At 53.6% G+C, this 13,995-nt stretch carries 17 protein-coding genes and 1 pseudogene; 10 read left to right on the forward strand and 8 right to left on the reverse strand.

Annotation, left to right across the window (positions count from 1 at the left end; all coding sequences use genetic code 11):
- Window positions 1-19 precede the first annotated feature (19 nt).
- Complete coding sequence (locus tag B9N72_RS10340) at window positions 20-814, reverse strand: fused MFS/spermidine synthase (RefSeq protein WP_143477802.1); 795 nt, start codon at window positions 812-814, stop codon at window positions 20-22.
- A 35-nt stretch (window positions 815-849) separates the two neighbouring features.
- Window positions 850-1,311: a GNAT family N-acetyltransferase gene (locus B9N72_RS10345; RefSeq protein ID WP_159453038.1), complete on the reverse strand. Its 462-nt coding sequence runs from the start codon at window positions 1,309-1,311 to the stop codon at window positions 850-852.
- 241 nt (window positions 1,312-1,552) lie between these two features.
- On the opposite strand from B9N72_RS10345, the gene B9N72_RS10350 reads away from it, so the two are divergent.
- Window positions 1,553-3,316: a SulP family inorganic anion transporter gene (locus tag B9N72_RS10350; protein WP_234985942.1), complete on the forward strand. Its 1,764-nt coding sequence runs from the start codon at window positions 1,553-1,555 to the stop codon at window positions 3,314-3,316.
- Window positions 3,317-3,322: 6 nt separating this feature from the next.
- Here the strand turns inward: B9N72_RS10350 and B9N72_RS10355 are convergent, their stop codons facing one another.
- Together B9N72_RS10355 and B9N72_RS10360 are read right to left on the reverse strand one after the other, a co-directional pair.
- Window positions 3,323-3,520 (reverse strand): ribbon-helix-helix protein, CopG family, encoded by a 198-nt coding sequence (locus tag B9N72_RS10355; RefSeq protein ID WP_085276322.1) that lies wholly within the window; start codon window positions 3,518-3,520, stop codon window positions 3,323-3,325.
- A gap of 363 nt (window positions 3,521-3,883) precedes the next feature.
- On the reverse strand, window positions 3,884-4,231 hold the full coding sequence (locus B9N72_RS10360; RefSeq protein ID WP_085276323.1) for a hypothetical protein: 348 nt from the start codon (window positions 4,229-4,231) through the stop codon (window positions 3,884-3,886).
- A gap of 88 nt (window positions 4,232-4,319) precedes the next feature.
- On the opposite strand from B9N72_RS10360, the gene B9N72_RS10365 reads away from it, so the two are divergent.
- The 3 genes from B9N72_RS10365 to rpsK all read left to right on the forward strand — a co-directional run bounded on the left by B9N72_RS10365 (window position 4,320) and on the right by rpsK (window position 7,385).
- Window positions 4,320-5,330 carry a beta-ketoacyl-ACP synthase III gene (locus tag B9N72_RS10365; protein ID WP_327078290.1) on the forward strand — a complete coding sequence of 337 codons (1,011 nt, stop codon included), beginning with the start codon at window positions 4,320-4,322 and terminating at the stop codon, window positions 5,328-5,330.
- Window positions 5,331-5,489: 159 nt separating this feature from the next.
- Window positions 5,490-6,728 (forward strand): beta-ketoacyl-ACP synthase II, encoded by a 1,239-nt coding sequence (gene fabF / locus B9N72_RS10370; RefSeq protein ID WP_085276325.1) that lies wholly within the window; start codon window positions 5,490-5,492, stop codon window positions 6,726-6,728.
- Window positions 6,729-6,989: 261 nt separating this feature from the next.
- Window positions 6,990-7,385, forward strand: a complete 396-nt coding sequence (gene rpsK / locus B9N72_RS10375) for a 30S ribosomal protein S11 (protein ID WP_085276326.1) — start codon at window positions 6,990-6,992, stop codon at window positions 7,383-7,385.
- A gap of 269 nt (window positions 7,386-7,654) precedes the next feature.
- Here the strand turns inward: rpsK and B9N72_RS10380 are convergent.
- The 4 genes and pseudogenes from B9N72_RS10380 to B9N72_RS10395 all read right to left on the reverse strand — a co-directional run bounded on the left by B9N72_RS10380 (window position 7,655) and on the right by B9N72_RS10395 (window position 9,965).
- A pseudogene (locus B9N72_RS10380) lies at window positions 7,655-8,731 on the reverse strand (IS5 family transposase).
- Between the two features lie 378 nt (window positions 8,732-9,109).
- Window positions 9,110-9,322, reverse strand: a complete 213-nt coding sequence (locus B9N72_RS21625) for a GDCCVxC domain-containing (seleno)protein (RefSeq protein ID WP_085276327.1) — start codon at window positions 9,320-9,322, stop codon at window positions 9,110-9,112.
- A gap of 7 nt (window positions 9,323-9,329) precedes the next feature.
- Window positions 9,330-9,605, reverse strand: a complete 276-nt coding sequence (merP, locus tag B9N72_RS10390) for a mercury resistance system periplasmic binding protein MerP (RefSeq protein ID WP_085276328.1) — start codon at window positions 9,603-9,605, stop codon at window positions 9,330-9,332.
- Window positions 9,606-9,617: 12 nt separating this feature from the next.
- Entirely contained in the window at window positions 9,618-9,965 is a 348-nt protein-coding gene (locus B9N72_RS10395; RefSeq protein WP_085276329.1) for a mercuric ion transporter MerT, read from the reverse strand.
- Between the two features lie 76 nt (window positions 9,966-10,041).
- Between B9N72_RS10395 and merR the strand changes: the two genes are divergently transcribed.
- From merR to B9N72_RS10425, 6 genes are all read left to right on the forward strand, one after another.
- Window positions 10,042-10,440 carry an Hg(II)-responsive transcriptional regulator gene (merR, locus tag B9N72_RS10400; RefSeq protein WP_085276330.1) on the forward strand — a complete coding sequence of 133 codons (399 nt, stop codon included), beginning with the start codon at window positions 10,042-10,044 and terminating at the stop codon, window positions 10,438-10,440.
- 133 nt (window positions 10,441-10,573) lie between these two features.
- Window positions 10,574-10,969 (forward strand): hypothetical protein, encoded by a 396-nt coding sequence (locus B9N72_RS10405; protein ID WP_085276331.1) that lies wholly within the window; start codon window positions 10,574-10,576, stop codon window positions 10,967-10,969.
- An 18-nt stretch (window positions 10,970-10,987) separates the two neighbouring features.
- Window positions 10,988-11,359 (forward strand): hypothetical protein, encoded by a 372-nt coding sequence (locus tag B9N72_RS10410; RefSeq protein ID WP_085276332.1) that lies wholly within the window; start codon window positions 10,988-10,990, stop codon window positions 11,357-11,359.
- Window positions 11,360-11,783: 424 nt separating this feature from the next.
- Window positions 11,784-12,779 (forward strand): DNA-binding protein, encoded by a 996-nt coding sequence (locus B9N72_RS10415; RefSeq protein ID WP_085276333.1) that lies wholly within the window; start codon window positions 11,784-11,786, stop codon window positions 12,777-12,779.
- Window positions 12,780-12,813: 34 nt separating this feature from the next.
- The gene (locus B9N72_RS10420; protein WP_085276334.1) at window positions 12,814-13,215 is read left to right on the forward strand and encodes an antitoxin Xre-like helix-turn-helix domain-containing protein; all 402 of its coding nucleotides are present in this window, start codon (window positions 12,814-12,816) and stop codon (window positions 13,213-13,215) included.
- Window positions 13,216-13,276: 61 nt separating this feature from the next.
- Window positions 13,277-13,723 carry a hypothetical protein gene (locus B9N72_RS10425; protein ID WP_085276335.1) on the forward strand — a complete coding sequence of 149 codons (447 nt, stop codon included), beginning with the start codon at window positions 13,277-13,279 and terminating at the stop codon, window positions 13,721-13,723.
- Window positions 13,724-13,995 lie beyond the last annotated feature (272 nt).

Consider the following 13,995-nt stretch of genomic DNA (forward strand, 5'->3'; position numbering starts at 1 on the left):
GGTATTGAGCAAAATACTATTACTGCACGACGGAGAGATTGATCGACTTGTTCCGGATTATCTGTTTGGCAATATACAGGAAGCGAAGGTCATGCATCATTTCCAGCTTCTCCGCACGCTCGATCAGGGCTTCTTCATTCAAAAACAACCCACTCCCTTTTCTGGCAAATATAACCCTATTGAAGCAATCCTCCGAAAGAACGATTGTAACAGCCCCTTCGAAAGACTTTCTGATTCGCTCAACATAGGCGCTAAATTTTGCATCCTCCCTGCAAAGATTCGCCACCATAACGCCGCCGTCTTCAAGGCATTCATAGCAGTCGTCGTAGAATGACTGACTGCTAAGCTGAGACGGAACACAACTCCCCTCGAAACCGTCGACAATCAACACATCCAGCGAACCGCTCTGATGGTGTACATAGGCCGCCCCATCCATGCAGAGCACTTCAAAGCGACTATTATTGGGCGGCACCTGAAACTTTTCACGCAACGCAATTACATCAGGATTAATCTCGGCGATCGTGACATGGCAATCGGGAAGGTGCCGGTAACAATACTTAGGCATCGAGCCACCTCCCAGTCCGATCATGCCTATTCGTTTTGGGGAGGCATTGAGCAGCAAAAAGCCCATCATTGTTCTTGTATAACTTAGCACCAATCGGTCTGGTTCTTTAAATGACATCTGACTCTGTATCGCACACAGGTCAAAATGCAAAGACAATGAATCATTGTGTTCAAAAACAAAAGGCGCCCCTGGTGCGCTTTGGTTTTTAATCATTGCACTAATAAAATCTTTCAGCGCGAAGTCTTTCATTTTCCTTAATCTTTCTTGCCTGGCCTACAATATTATTATTGCCAGCTAGCCGGATTGTTCCACCACTTCACACGTGTGCTGATTTCTTGACTATAAATATCAACACTATCACCTTTGTTGAATCCTTGCTGCGCCCAGAACAACTGTCCCGCAATATTATTGGCTGAGACAAAAACCTTGACTCGTGCAACCTTTTGGTTGGCGAGTCGATCAATGGCATGCTTGACAAGTACAGCGCCGACACCCTGTCGTCGGCTCATTGGATCAATGGCCAAGTGATATAGATACCCTGTTAAACCGTCATGGCCACACAGGATGCAGCCAATCAGCCCCCCCTGGCTAACGGCAACCCAGCTCATCCCGTGGTTACGCTTTAAAAAGCGGAGTATTGAGGCAGGGCCTTCCTGCTCCCTCAGCACCAATCCTTCGCACCGGTTCCATAAAGTCAAGCAGGCCGGGTAATCGGCGCCACACATCTCTCGTACAACAACGTCCATTTGTGTCCTCTTCCGCCAACTAGAACGTTCGCCTTCAGAACCAAACGGCCGCAATGTCGGCCGAACAAGCATCTTACCCAGCGAGTCGACTCGGCATGGGGGACATCAGTAGATCCTCCTGTGCCGCAGGAGCGCCTCCGCTTTGGCTCGAAGACGTATCTACATGCTGGCAGTGCATTTTGTTATAATTGTATTATAATACTGTATGTGTTTAAAATACATAGCATGCACATGACTAAGTGTGACAAAACTGTTGCGGGGCAGGATGATTACAATTCTTGAAGCCAAACGGGCGGGGCAATTCGGGCGGGGCAAGTTATTGCCCAACATCATTGCCGGCGTCATCGTCGGCGTGGTGGCGCTCCCGCTCGCAATGGCCTTTGCGATCGCTTCCGGCGCCCGTCCTGAACAGGGGCTCTACACCGCCATCATCGGCGGCTTTATGGTGTCTGCATTAGGGGGCAGCCGGGTTCAAATCGCAGGTCCTACCGGTGCATTTATTGCCATCTTGTCGGGCGTGACGGCAAGGTATGGCATCGATGGACTGCAGATTGCAACGTTGATGGCCGGGCTGATGCTGGTGCTGATGGGGATGGCCAAGCTAGGTGGAGTGATTAAATTCATACCCGCCCCCGTAATCGTCGGGTTTACCACGGGGATCGGAGTCATTATTTGGGTTGGACAGTGGCGTGACTTTTTGGGCCTGCCAAAGATTTCTGGCGACCATTTCCACGAGAAGCTTTGGCAGTTACTACTGGCGCTGCCGCATCTGCATATTGCCACGACTGGGGTAGCCCTTTTCAGCCTGCTGCTGGTGATGTTCTCCTCCCGAATCCGTGGCTTGCAACGTGTTCCCGGGCCGCTGGTGGCCATGGTGGCGGCCACTTTTTTGCAGTCGATCTTTCACTTTAAAGGCGTTGCAACGATTGGAAGCGCCTTTGACGGCATACCACAAGGTTTGCCAAATTTTTCCTTTCCCTCCGTGACACCCGAACGCGTCATTGAGTTGATGGGGCCTGCGTTTACCATTGCCATGCTGGGGGCGATCGAGTCGCTCCTCTCCGCCGTAGTTGCAGATGGGATGACAGGGGTTAGGCACGACTCGAACCAGGAGCTGATTGGCCAAGGACTGGCCAACATCGTAGCCCCCCTGTTTGGCGGTTTTGCGGCAACCGGAGCCATCGCACGGACAGCCACTAACATCCGCAATGGTGGTACGAGCCCCTTGGCGGGCATCACCCACACGCTGACCCTGGCGCTGATTGTCCTGTTCTTTGCACCCATGGCTGCCAACATCCCACTTGCATCTCTTGCTGCCATCCTCTTTGTGGTCGCTTACAACATGAGCGAACTGAAGCACTTCACCCATATCGTTAAGCGTGCCCCTCGGGCGGATGTGGTGATCCTGCTGATTACTTTCCTGCTAACCGTGTTCACGGACCTGGTGGTCGCTGTTAACATCGGCGTAATACTGGCAATCCTGCAGTTCTTGCGTCGAATGGCGGCGGCGGTAGAAGTACAACAGATGGGGGAAGAGAAGCTTAAAAGAGAACTGCTCGATCAAGGATTGACCAACTTACCGGCCGGAGTTTTGGTCTACGAAATTGACGGGCCGTTCTTTTTTGGGGCTGTAGAAAACTTTGAACGAGCCCTACTGCAAACTCACACCGACCCTCGCATCTTGATCTTGCGGCTACGTAGGGTGCCTTTTATGGACATCACGGGCTTGCAAACTCTCGATGAAGTGATTGGCAAGCTGAAGAAGCGGCATGTACGCGTCATGATATGCGAAGCCAACCATAGAGTCAGAGCCAAGCTTTGGAAAGTCGGCATCCTGGAGTTCATCAAACCCGAAGATTATGCCGACGAATTTTCAACATTACTGAAACATGCAAGTACGATAGCCCTGTTCGGGGACTCACTATCCTGTCACGTTCATTTGAGTGAGCATGCAGCAAACGTCCTCAAGGTCAGCAGCAGATACCTCCGTTCTGATCGAGAGTAGCTTGCGTCACTTCGACTCAATCAACTTATTGGCATTGTAACGACTCTTGGTTGCGTATTCGACTTGATGCTGTTCGAGATAGTTACGAATCAGCTGGCGAACAACCTGAGACGGCGTAAGATCTTGTGCTGCACAGAGTTCTTCGAAGGCTTTCTTCTTGACCGGATCAATGAGCACCGTCAGGCGAGCAGTCTTGGTTTCCATGTTGGGATAAGGTTCCTAGTTCGAAATATACACATTATATGTGCATCTAGAACACATTTCAGCTTTGAATTGCAGGGGAAGGTACGCCTTGAAAGCATTGGAAGTTGAAGTTCCCAGGTAGGAATCCTTACAGGAATCCGGGCAGTCCACAGTGCTAACCGGTTGGACGATCACGTCCGCCGAGGCGTGGCCAGAGGCCACAAAGGCACGGACCTGCGGGCTAAACGAGGTGGCGAGCCGCATACAGAAGGCCCGGTCACGCTGGTTGAGCAGGGCAAACAGCCATTAGGCGGGATAGCCACGATCCAGCACTAACAAGTCGTCGCGGTTCATGCTGTCCAATTGTTCGACCAGCATCTCGCGCTACCCTTTGGCGTCGGCGGCGATGTCGGCGCGCCGCATCAGGCCGGTTGCGGTGTCGCATAAACCGGCGCCGCGTGCCAGGCTGTAGACCCCGTTGGGGTGGTGATAGCAGTTGAACCCCTTCTCCTCCGAGCGCGTATCGGGGTGAGTTGCGGGGAGTTTCAGGGTGGTGGAATCGGCCGCCAGGAAGCGGTCGCCGTGCCATCGAGCGTGGGTTGGCACCTCGGCCACGATCTGTTGGTTGAGTTCGGTAAACGCGGAGGCGTTCAGCCACTTGCGTGCCATCCGCCCATCTGGAAGGGAGGCATTGGCGAAGAACTGATCCAGTTCGACCTGGAGGGAGCGCATCAAAGTAGCCAACAGGACGCCGACCACTCGTTCGAAGGTGAAAATGCTGCGCCGGGTGAAATCGACTGCCTTGTGCCGGTGGCGCTGGATGACACTATTTGAAATAACTCCATTACCGATTCCAAGAGGGCGCATTGTTATGTTTGCTTGCATCACCGGGGTAGGTAGTTATCTACCAGGGCAACCCGTAAGTAATTATTCACTTATTCGACGAGGTATCGATACTACTGACGAGTGGATCGTCTCTCGAACGGGTATAAAGTCACGTCACCTAGCAGAGATAGGCTGTACATCTAGTGACCTGGCACTAGAGGCAAGCCATCGAGCGTTGCTCTCGGCAGGAATTCATTCTGGAGAACTTGACCTGATCATTCTTGCGACCTCGACGCCAGATTTTATCTTCCCAAGTACCGCCTGCCTACTACAGGCAAAACTTGGTAATCATGGAGCTATGGCTTTCGATGTTCAGGCTGTATGCAGTGGCTTTGTTTACGCTTTAAGCATCGCGGAAAAATTTATTCGTTCTGGCAGTCATAAAAAAGTTCTAGTGGTAGGTGCCGAAGTATTTTCACGGACTCTAGACTGGGAGGATCGTGCTACATGCGTACTATTTGGTGATGGTGCCGGCGCGGTTGTTCTCGAAGCTTCCGAGAATCCAGGCATTATTGCTACTGCGTCACATGCTGATGGCTCGTATCATAAAATATTATCAGCCCCAGGCAATGTCAGCAATGGAAAAATTATCGGTGATCCATTTTTGCGCATGGATGGGCCAGCTGTATTCAAGTTTGCGGTCAACGCATTAGCCGACGTGGCTATTGAGTGTCTTGAAATGGCAGGACTTTCATCAATTGACGTTGACTGGCTAATTCCTCACCAAGCGAATACCAGAATTATTGAATCGACAGCAAAGAAACTCGGGCTTCCAATGGAGAATGTCATTGTGACAGTTGATCGTCATGGTAATACATCCTCTGCATCCATACCCTTAGCTCTTGATGTAGCGGTTCGTGATGGGCGCATTCAGCGAGGACAGAAAGTCATGTTTGTTGGTGTTGGCGGAGGTTTCACTTGGGGAGCTGTATTGCTTGAGTTTTAATGGTTTATCGATTAGTGAAAGCGTTCAAAATTCCAGAGATTTTGACTGGCAAGATCGTCAATTTTTGCTAAGTCATTGAGAGCCTCATTAATCGCAAGAGAAAATATTTTTCAGAGTTTTCTATGAATATCACTTATCTTACCCTGATTGGAGAATAAATTGGCACGTCGCAGAGTTGTAATAACCGGATTGGGGATTATTTCCCCAGTCGGCAATACTGTCGAACAAGCCTGGCAAAATATACTTGCTGGGCAATCCGGGATTGATCGGATAACACGTTTCGACACTTCCGCTCTTCCGGTGCAGATTGCAGGTGAAGTCAAAGATTTTGATATCACCCAGTACTTATCAACGAAAGATGCCCGCCGCATGGATACTTTTATCCATTACGGTATGGCTGCGGGCATTCAGGCGATCAAAGATGCTGGGATTGAAGCTCAACCATTCAATGCCGAACGTATTGGTGTATCGATTGGTTCCGGTATTGGTGGTTTGCCTATGATTGAAACCACTCGTGATGAATTCGTAGCGGCTGGGGTACGAAAAATCTCTCCATTCTTTGTTCCTGGTTCAATCATAAATATGATATCAGGCAACCTATCGATCATGTATGGATTTAAAGGGCCTAGTATCGCGTTAGTCAGCGCTTGCTCGACAGGCACGCACTGCATTGGTGATGCCGGTCGCTTAATCGAATATGGTGACGTTGACATCATGATAGCTGGCGGGGCTGAATGTACTATTTCCCCGCTGGGAATTGGTGGGTTCAGTGCTGCACGTGCACTCTCTACTCGCAATGATGACCCGAAAACGGCAAGTCGTCCTTGGGATAGGGATCGTGATGGTTTCGTACTAGGAGAGGGAGCTGGGGTCGTGGTACTTGAAGAATACGAGCATGCCAAAGCGCGTGGCGCCAAAATATATGCCGAGTTGGCTGGTTTCGGAATGAGTGCTGACGCAAGCCACATGACGGCTCCTTGCGAAAATGGAGATGGAGCAGCGCGATGTATTAACAACGCATTGCATAATGCTCGACTGAATCCACAGGACGTACAGTATGTCAACGCTCACGGTACTTCAACGCCACTCGGTGACAGGGCGGAAACTATTGCACTCAAACGTGCATTTGATGGCCACGCAAAGAGGTTGGTTATTAATTCGACCAAGTCAATGACAGGGCATTTGTTAGGTGCGGCTGGTGGTATTGAGTCAGTATTTTCAACTCTTGCTGTTTACAATCAGGTTTCACCTCCTACCATCAACATCTTTAATCAGGACAAATTGTGTGATCTTGATTGCTGCGCAAATGAGGCGCGAAAAATGAAAATTGATGTCGCCATTTCCAACTCCTTTGGTTTCGGAGGGACAAATGCAACCATTGCCATCAAGCGAGTTTAGTAGGCTACATAAAATTGCGCCAAAAAACTATGCAATGCAACCCGCGAAGTAAGCGTCTGTGGAGAGAAATTTAGTGGCAGTAGCCATGTTCACCATTGACATAGTTTGGTGAGTAAAATATGGCGAGCTGGACTATTTTGATGCGATAGATGATTTTTATATATCAATTCTTGATGGTCATTCAACTCCGTTAAATACATCTAGATTGGCGTATAATATTACAATAGGTACGCCCATGCAAAATATAATGGAATACAGATAATGGCTAAATCAAAGTCGACTGTTCGAGTAAGTAAAAAAATTCGTAAGATGATAAGCGATGGGGTTGTGCACGTACATGCATCATTCAACAACACGATCATTACGATCACCGATAGACACGGCAATGCACTGTCTTGGGCAACTTCTGGCAGCGTTGGCTTTAAGGGTTCGCGTAAGAGCACGTCCTTTGCTGCGCAAATTGCGGCCGAACATGCCGGTAACGTTGCCAAAGAATATGGTGTGAAAAACCTCGCTGTTCGTATCAGAGGCCCTGGCCCAGGTCGTGAATCTGCTGTCCGTTCGCTTAATAAGCAAGGTTTCAGCATAATCAGTATCTCTGACGTAACGCCGGTGCCACATAACGGTTGTCGCCCGCCCAAAAAACGTCGTATTTAATAGCACTATGCCATATTGAGCTTAGGGTGTTTTTCCCCTCAGTTCCAGAGATTGGTCTTCAGAGCGCTTGTATTCATACTTTCTGAGCGTACCTTGTACTGCTGAATAAGAAGCATCAACTGCGTCTTAGATGAGTAGGCAATAACAAAAAAATGTAGCTCTGTTTGAATAGACTGTTGGGCACCTCGAATTATCCAATTCTTGGCGGAGCGTGACGTACAAACCCGCCACTTGAGGCAAGGCCAATGCGTTTTAGCACCAGTTATTGCTTAATTTTTGCGCCCCGGTGGCCATTTGAGCCACCGCAGGCGCCATTTGGGCGTTAAGGCCGTCACGCCTGCCGTTTTCAGGAAGCACAGCCGGCGCAGGTTGTAGCTGGCCACCTTCCAGTTCAGATGCAAGGTCGCGCTGGCCAGACCAATGCTGCGCAGGACCTTGCCGCCTTGCTGTTCGAGGGCGCCAAAGACATGCTCAATACGGGCGCGGGTCTTGGCGATGCGGCGGTTTCTCCCTTCCCGGCACTCGGACAGCGGGCACTTTTTCTGGGCTTTGCGCTGGATGTGAAGACGCCAGCTCTGGCCGGTCAGGCGGGCTTCACGCTGCTGACCGACGTAGCCTTTGTCGGCCCAGACATCACGGGCCGTATTGCCCGGATCGAGCACCGCCTCGAAGTGTAGGGTGTCGTGCTCGCTGGCAGTGGCAACCACGATGCGCCGGATCAGCTTGTAGCGCTTGTCGGTGCTGGCGGATAGCTTATAGCCGAAGTAGGACTTGCCATGCTTCTTGGTCCATTTGGCGTTGGTGTCTTTCTGCCGACGCTTGGCTGGCGGCCAGTCGGCCGGAGTGGCCTGCTGCTGAACGAGCTCTTTCTCTTCGGCGGTAATCCCCTGGCGCGGCACGGGGACGATGCTGGCATTGATCATCTGGCCACCGCGGGCGATATAGCCATGCTAATTGAGCTGCCGATTAACGGCAGCAAAGATGGTTTCGCTGGCGTTGGCGGCGATCAGGCGTTCCTTGAAGATCCAGATTGTGGTGCGATCCGGGATCTGGCTGCTGTCACGCAAGCCGACGAAACGCTGAAAGCTCAGGCGATCCAGCAGCTGGAATTCCATCTGTTCGTCACTGAGATTGAACAGTTGCTGAATCAGCAGGATCCTCACCATCAGTTCGGTGGGAAACGGCGGGCGTCCACCTCGTTCACGACTGGGGCGAGGTGCGGCACGGTCGATCTCGGCGGCCAAGGCGGCAAAGTCGACATGCTCTTGCAGGGTACGCAGTACATCTCCGAGCCTGTCGAGCTTGGCTTCTCGTTCTTGTCCGGCAAAAAGGCTGTTCTTGATCATGCGAGAACGGTCCGAAGGGGCATGTCTCCATCATGCCATGAACTGGAGTTTTTCGAGGTGCCCTTCAGGGTCTGAGCCTGCGATAACGAGCGACGATATCCTTCCAGCTCAAGGCGTCCAGCCAAGCTGGCTTGGTGGAATCCCGGCAGCAGAGCTGGTTCGTTTATTGCTGGGCCAATTTCCAGACGAATAATGACCTGGTGCGGTTCTTGACGAGAAATGTTGCCGTGGACGTTCCTGCAGCATCCTCGTGCATCCTTCCTCCTGTGATGCCATTCCCGCCGGGGATACCGACTCATAGTTCGGACGCCGCCGGCTGTTTCATCCGCCTTGCCGTTATCAAAGATGGCTCGGGGTGCCGGCGGCGTGGTTTGACAACTACCCACAGCACCCGCGCTGCGCCTGGATCGGCGGACATTTCACCGAGCCGAACGAACAGAACACACAGCAGTCACCCGGATGGGGGCGTAGCAAGGCCTTGCAGCTGCTGCACTCGTAGAAGAACTGGCAGGCCTCCATGGGCATGGTTTCTCGTTTGGCGAAGCCACAGTGGGGGCAGGTCAGCACGGATTCGAGAACGATAGCACTCATCGCAGTCTCACTTCTGCAGGGTGGAGGGATAGCCCGCGTTCGTGGTCGCTCTGGTCAGCACCTCCGGCTGGGTCTTGTCGGGGTCGAAGGTCACGATGGCCGTCTTCTTGTCGCTATCCACTTTGACGTCACTCACCCCGGACACCTTCTCCAGTGACTTTTTGACCGTGATGGGGCAGAGACTGCACGTCATGTTCTTCACCTCGAGCGTGACGGTCTTCGGGGGCGCGGCCAATGCTGCAACGGGAAGGGCAATAAGTGCAGCAGTCAGACGATTGAGCATGGGAAGCTCCTTTCAGTAGAACAGCGGTACCAAGGACGGCACGGCGAGTAGGCCGAGCAGCAACACGGAGATAATCCAGAATGTGAGCCGCTGCCGTCTGATCGTGCGTGGATTAGCGCAAGGCGTCTTCGGGTCGCAGGCCCGCGGCATCTGATAGAGCCTGCGCCAGGCGAGCCCGAGAAACAGCAGCGTCAACCCGATGAAAATGGGCCGGTACGGTTCCATCGCCGTCAGGCTGCCGACCCACGTCCCGCCGATGCCCAGCGCCAGCAGCACGAGCGGCCCGATGCAGCACACCGACCCACCGATAGCGGCCAGTACCCCGGCGATGAGGGGACCTTTCCCATTGCTCGGTGCCATGCCTGTTTCCTTCAAACTCACCTTGATAGTGTTACTATAAATTCCGTACTAAGGTACGGAATCAAGGGGTATTTTGATGGTAGCAGACCTGACGATCGGCAAGTTGGCGGATGCGGCAGGAGTCAATGTCGAGACGATCCGTTATTACCAGCGGCGTGGTCTGCTGGATGAACCTGCCAAGCCGCAGGGAGGTCATCGGCGCTACACGACAGATCAGGTGAAACGGATACGCTTCATCAAGCGGGCACAAGCACTGGGCTTCACGCTGACCGAAGTCAGCGGGCTCCTTCAGTTGAATGGGGGGTGCGCCTGTGCGGAAACGCAGGCACTGGCTCTCCGTAAGCTGGCGCTGATCGAACAGAAGATCGCCGACCTGGCCGCCATGCGGGATGTCTTGGGCGGGCTGGTACAACAGTGCCATGCGGGCGATGGCGAGACCTCATGCCCGATCATCGATGTGCTGGCACGAGAGTGAGTACAGGTAGACGATTTTCAGCTCGCTGTTGACTAACCACATGGACCTCGCCCAATTCGGCATGACTCCGTCCCGAAAACAGAGTGTCAAAACGGCATAGCCGCTTTAACCAATCAAGACGAAAGAACACGTAATGAACGAAACAGCCATCACTACTGTCGTCAACCATAACGAATGCTATGCACTGAAAAATGGGACCTTGGTGGAAATTGCATGCCCCATCGAGATTTACCCAGAACATGCGGATGCACACACCAATATCGTCGCCAATGGCTACGGCCTGGAACTGACGACGGAGCCGGAAACGGGGTGGGCCCAGTCCAGCATTTGCCTGTACCGTGCTTTTGACCGCGCCCTGCAGAAAGGTAAACCGTTATATTACATTGAGATTTTTGGTCAGAGTTCCTTGTTTGCCACACTGGTCGCTAATACCTTCCTTGAGCTACTGGAAGTGCTCCGTGTGGCCCAGCCCTTGACCGATCTCATCGGTAAGGAGCTAACCGCAGGCATTCATGACCTTTCGCAATAAGCAGGAAAAGCGGCATCCATGGGCTATAAATTTGAGCACTCTGACTGGGCAGCGGCTGACGGCTGGATCAAGTCGTCCAAGCGATTGCCCGACATGGGCGAGGAAGTATGGGTAGCCCGCTGGCTAACCGGCATCCACATGAAATACGAGGTGATCAAGGATCAGATGCTTAACCCGAGTATTTTTTTGCAGGATGCGTCGAGCCATGGGCTGACGTTTTACTGGCAGCCGGTAATCGGTGCCTCGGCGCCAGCGAGTCCACCCTTGCCAGACTCGTTGCCCAAGACATGGGCTGAGCAGTATCTGGAGTGGCTGAACTGCGATGAAGCGAGCGCTCTCGCCAATACCATGGAGATAGTGCGGCGCTTGATGGCCCGACTGGAGAAATAGCTATGCATGCCCATTGTCCGCGGAGCTGTTCCGGTGGCGGAGCGAATCGGCAAAGTGCGTTGTCGGTGGGCCAGTTGATGAGGCTCAGCATAGATGCCCAGAAGAGGGTCGAAGAAGCGGCTGGTGCCATGCGGTGCAGCTACTGCGGCTGTGTCCACATCGCCGATGGCGATACCCGTCAGGCTATCGGAACACTGGATGGAGGCGTATCGGGATCGGGCTGGTATTCGACCATGTGACATAGTTACGAACTAGGCAGTACACCGCCATGCGGTGGGGAGCCAGGTAGTTTTTAGGCTAAGGCGTGATAAGTCCTGATTATCACGCCTTATTTTGTGCCAGAATCACCTTGAAATTGCCGGGCTATTGGTATGTATTTACATGGTACGTACCACAGTACGAAATTCGAGTCAGAGGTGGCATCATGGCCAGAGCCGGCATCTACAAGTCCGAAGTCCAAAAAGCGCGTGATGCCTTGCTGGCACAAGGCATCAACCCCTCAATCGACGCGGTGCGCGCCGAGCTAGGCAATACCGGCTCGAAGACCACGATCCACCGCTATCTGAAAGAGCTCGAGGAGGAGGAAGGCGCCGGCTTCGGCCGCGGCGTCGCCGTCAGTGAGGCCATCCAGGACCTGGTCGGGCGGCTCGCCGCACGGCTGCACGAAGAGGCCGAGGCGCGCGTCAGCGAGCTTCAAGCTCGCCATGTCGAGCAGCTCGCGCAGCACGACAAGGCGGTGGCCAAGCTGAAACAGGAAATAGAAGGGCTCAGCAGCCACTTGCAGCGTACCGAAGCCACCCTGCAGACCGAGCAAGCGGCGCACGAGCAAACCCGCCAAGCACAGCAGGCCGCCACACTGTTGAATGCCCAACTCGAACAACAGGTAGCCGACCTCAAGGAGCGACTGGCCGAAAACGCAGCACATCGGCAATCGCTCGAAGACAAGCACCGCCACGCGCGCGAAGCGCTCGAACACTACCGCGAGTCGGTCAAGGAGCAGCGCGAGCAGGAGCAGCGCCGGCACGAACAGCAGGTGCAGCAGCTGCAGGCCGAACTGCGTACGCTGAACCAGACGCTGATCGTGAAGCAGAACGAGCTGACTCACGCCTACCAGGACGCGGCCCGTACCGGTGCCGAGCTGGTGGCCACCCGCAAGGAGCTACGCCGCAGCGAGCAGGCAGCGGAGAACGCTGGCAAGGCACGCGACGTGCTTCAGGGGCACGCCACTCATCTGGAGACGAGTGTTGCTACACTGAACGAACGTCTACAGCAGCTCAGTGCCAGTCGCGACGAGCTGTGGCAACTACTCCAAGGCAAATCTGAATCGGTCATCCCTAACACGCAGGGCAACGAGGGTGAGATCACTATGGATCTGTTTAACGGCGCGGACCGCGCCATCGATCCAAACGGTAAGCCGTAAAAAAAAAAAACGACATGATCGAAGGGAGACGAGAATGCAAGGGACGGTGTGTGAACTGGTGAAGGCGGGGCCCGCGATGCAGGTAGCTGCTATTCGCCAAGGTTTGTCCACGGCGGACTTGGCCGCCGTGCAGGAAGACTTGGGGTTGCCGCTCGAGGAGCTGTGCGTGGTCATTGGCGTGGCGGAGCGAACATTCACACGCCAACTTACCAAAGAAGGACGGCTTGATTCAGCCGCCAGCGAGCGGCTGTTACGCTTGGTGACACTGGTGGGCGAAATGCAAACAGCGCTGGGTAGCAAGGAACGGGCTGTCGAATGGCTGACGTGCCATCACGACGAGCTGGAATGCCGGCCGATCACGCTGGTGGATACGGCGATCGGCACCGCACAAGTGCGGCGGATCATCCGTGCAATAGAACATGGACTGCCGGTGTGATCGGCGGAGCCAAGTCCATGCCCCGGCAGGGGCAAGCTGATGACCCTATCTGGATATGCCGATGCTGATCTTTTTGGACACCGAGTTCACCGACTTCATCGACTGTGAGCTGATCAGCATCGGCATGGTTGGCGAAGACGGCAGGCACGAACTGTACCTGGAAGTGCAGGATTTCGACCGATCGAAGTGCAATGCCTTCGTCCAATCGGCCGTATGGTCGCAGCTCGGCCGCATCGAGGAGGCCATCGTACGCAAGGTGGACGTGCAAGCCCGGTTGCGAGACTGGTTTGCCACGCTGCCGCGCAGCGTGACGATCGCCTGTGACTCTCAGCATGATCGCGACCTGCTGGCCGATGCGTTAGATGGCGAGTGGCCGAACAACCTAGCCGGATGGTTCGACCTGCGGCCCCTGATTGACACCGGGGTCTTCGACCGAGCGGTTGCGAATACCACACGAAGGCACGCCCCTGGCACCATGCTTTGTACGACGCCCAAGCCCATCGGGTAGGCTGGTTGGCCTGGATGGATCAGCGCCGGCGCGATAAATGAAAGCGTGACGGCGGTTCTTCGACTGCTAACCGCATTATTTATTCGCTACAACTGCAAAAAATCTATGGGTTTTGCTGAATATTTAATACGTTCGAACTCAAGTTGCACATCGAAACCCACCCCCACGATAAGCCCTGATCTGCTGTCCTAGCATATTTCATGTAAATCCATATAAATCAATGATTTACTGTGTTTCGTGGGGGAATTTTGGCTTCATCCCGGTGATACCCC

The organism is Pseudogulbenkiania subflava DSM 22618, assembly GCF_900177275.1.
GTDB classification, from domain to species: Bacteria; Pseudomonadota; Gammaproteobacteria; order Burkholderiales; family Chromobacteriaceae; genus Pseudogulbenkiania; species Pseudogulbenkiania subflava.

What these genes read in the sequence shown, in the direction of transcription:
- B9N72_RS10340 (WP_143477802.1), bottom strand. Translation starts at nt 814, where the DNA reads ATGAAAGACTTCGCGCTGAAAGATTTTATTAGTGCAATGATTAAAAAC.
- B9N72_RS10345 (WP_159453038.1), bottom strand. Translation starts at nt 1,311, where the DNA reads ATGGACGTTGTTGTACGAGAGATGTGTGGCGCCGATTACCCGGCCTGC.
- B9N72_RS10355 (WP_085276322.1), bottom strand. Translation starts at nt 3,520, where the DNA reads ATGGAAACCAAGACTGCTCGCCTGACGGTGCTCATTGATCCGGTCAAG.
- B9N72_RS10360 (WP_085276323.1), bottom strand. Translation starts at nt 4,231, where the DNA reads ATGCGCTCCCTCCAGGTCGAACTGGATCAGTTCTTCGCCAATGCCTCC.
- B9N72_RS10365 (WP_327078290.1), top strand. Translation starts at nt 4,320, where the DNA reads ATGACACTATTTGAAATAACTCCATTACCGATTCCAAGAGGGCGCATT.
- rpsK (WP_085276326.1), top strand. Translation starts at nt 6,990, where the DNA reads ATGGCTAAATCAAAGTCGACTGTTCGAGTAAGTAAAAAAATTCGTAAG.
- B9N72_RS21625 (WP_085276327.1), bottom strand. Translation starts at nt 9,322, where the DNA reads ATGAGTGCTATCGTTCTCGAATCCGTGCTGACCTGCCCCCACTGTGGC.
- merP (WP_085276328.1), bottom strand. Translation starts at nt 9,605, where the DNA reads ATGCTCAATCGTCTGACTGCTGCACTTATTGCCCTTCCCGTTGCAGCA.
- B9N72_RS10395 (WP_085276329.1), bottom strand. Translation starts at nt 9,965, where the DNA reads ATGGCACCGAGCAATGGGAAAGGTCCCCTCATCGCCGGGGTACTGGCC.
- merR (WP_085276330.1), top strand. Translation starts at nt 10,042, where the DNA reads ATGGTAGCAGACCTGACGATCGGCAAGTTGGCGGATGCGGCAGGAGTC.
- B9N72_RS10405 (WP_085276331.1), top strand. Translation starts at nt 10,574, where the DNA reads ATGAACGAAACAGCCATCACTACTGTCGTCAACCATAACGAATGCTAT.
- B9N72_RS10410 (WP_085276332.1), top strand. Translation starts at nt 10,988, where the DNA reads ATGGGCTATAAATTTGAGCACTCTGACTGGGCAGCGGCTGACGGCTGG.
- B9N72_RS10415 (WP_085276333.1), top strand. Translation starts at nt 11,784, where the DNA reads ATGGCCAGAGCCGGCATCTACAAGTCCGAAGTCCAAAAAGCGCGTGAT.
- B9N72_RS10420 (WP_085276334.1), top strand. Translation starts at nt 12,814, where the DNA reads ATGCAAGGGACGGTGTGTGAACTGGTGAAGGCGGGGCCCGCGATGCAG.
- B9N72_RS10425 (WP_085276335.1), top strand. Translation starts at nt 13,277, where the DNA reads ATGCTGATCTTTTTGGACACCGAGTTCACCGACTTCATCGACTGTGAG.